Raw genomic sequence first — 1,608 nt, forward strand, 5'->3', positions numbered from 1 at the left:
ACCACAGGAAGATTAGCCATAGGATTCTGAAGGTTTCAGAGATAGCGTTCATGCTATTTCCCTTTCAACTATTTGGACTCTGCCGCAGCACGGTCGAGGATGCGCTGCAGGTGCTCCGGGATCTGTCGGTACTCCCCGGCTTCGGGGGAACCAATCTCGTACGTGCGGGCGTAGCAGATGACCTTGATGAGGGCGTCCATGTCCTCGTAATCACCGAACTCTACGAAAAGTTCAGGGATGTACTTGGGCGGCCAAACACCGTAGCGCTCACGGAAAAGAATCATGTGATAGATGTAGGTGGCGTCAAAGAAGACGGGGCTGAAGCCCAGTCGGTAGCGTCCCATCTGGCTACTGCTGATGAGTAGGTGCCCGCCCTTGCCGTTGACCTGCATGTGTATTTTGGTGATGCTGCTGTAGTCGAACTCGCGGGTTTTGAATCGCCAGTTTCGCCATTTCACGGAGGTTTCATTCTGTTGGATGTAGAAGGAATTGGTGTGGATAGCGAAGAACCAGAAGACCGAACCGATAATATTCATGAAAATATATGCAGGAATATAATCAATGGGACTCTCAGCTCGAAAATTTAGAGGAAATAAAATGCACACCAGCAGCACGGAAGAATCTGCCGCTAGTACAGCTAGTAGCGGCTTTTTCTGCCGCTGACCCAGAGGAATATAGCCTTTGGGGCGGTTGAGGCCGATGGAGCCGTTGGTGACGGTTTCGGCAAGAAATTTTCTGAGCATGAAATGTCCTAGTGTGGTGGTTGGTTACATATCGACGTCGGCGAGGCCAGTGACTTTCTTTAAACCCTTGAAATAAGAAATTGTCATACCTCTCTTATCAAACGCATCCACCTGCGCCACATCGTCCGGGTTATCCATATCAGGCCAACGCTCATTCTCAATCCTGAACCGCACAATCGCCAAGAGCCGGTAATTGTTGTGGGTTATCGGATCAAACAAGGCAATCTGGATGCCAGATTTGGCGTAGAAACCCACCATATCCGGTTCATCAATATCTGGCTTTTCGTAGTACACGACGCGGTTAATCGCATTGAAAGGGTAACGGGTCGGGTTGGAGAACCAGATGCGCTGCTCGATGCCATCGGCGGAGGTTTTCACGTAGGCAACATGCACATACCGCAAGTATGCAGCAAATGGTATTGATACTAACAAGGCCGTTATGTCAATCGTTATACGTGCTGATTCAGGGTCAAAAAATATATGACCTGCAAACATAGCACACGGAAAAACGGGGGTAAATATCACAATGAGAGCTTCGAGCCGAGTAACTCGTCGGATATAAATACCCTCACGTTGCCGTTGCTTATCCTTCCAACGCTGCACTTCGTAATTAATAAGGACGTAAATCGTCGCCACTGTTGTGAGCGTAGCGAAGATACCCCAGAAGACAATGAGGAAAGTGCGCATGGTGGGTTCTCGTTTCGTGTGGTTGGTGAATATCCGGAAGTGCACCACCGGCAAGTGGCGTACCTTTCCCAAGGATACCCCGGTGTGCGAATCGTCCTAGACCGCACGCTTTGGTGCACGATGCTCCTCCGCCCACGGGGTTCTACGGTTTAGCTGGTTGCAGGTTCAGCCTCCGGGT

At 50.2% G+C, this 1,608-nt stretch carries 2 protein-coding genes; both read right to left on the minus strand.

Annotation, left to right across the window (positions count from 1 at the left end):
• Positions 1 to 68: 68 nt before the first annotated feature.
• Positions 69 to 743 (minus strand): hypothetical protein, encoded by a 675-nt coding sequence (locus Q0216_RS02460; RefSeq protein ID WP_298592648.1) that lies wholly within the window; start codon positions 741 to 743, stop codon positions 69 to 71.
• 24 nt (positions 744 to 767) lie between these two features.
• A complete protein-coding gene (locus Q0216_RS02465; protein WP_298592650.1) occupies positions 768 to 1,430 on the minus strand; it encodes a hypothetical protein in 663 nt (220 codons plus the stop codon).
• Positions 1,431 to 1,608 lie beyond the last annotated feature (178 nt).

Origin of the sequence: uncultured Rothia sp. (assembly GCF_937976295.1) — a bacterium.
Lineage (GTDB): Bacteria > Actinomycetota > Actinomycetes > Actinomycetales > Micrococcaceae > Rothia.

Bases quoted from the DNA above. Each gene is read 5' to 3' on its own strand.
- Q0216_RS02460 (WP_298592648.1), bottom strand. From the start codon at position 743: ATGCTCAGAAAATTTCTTGCCGAAACCGTCACCAACGGCTCCATCGGC.
- Q0216_RS02465 (WP_298592650.1), bottom strand. From the start codon at position 1,430: ATGCGCACTTTCCTCATTGTCTTCTGGGGTATCTTCGCTACGCTCACA.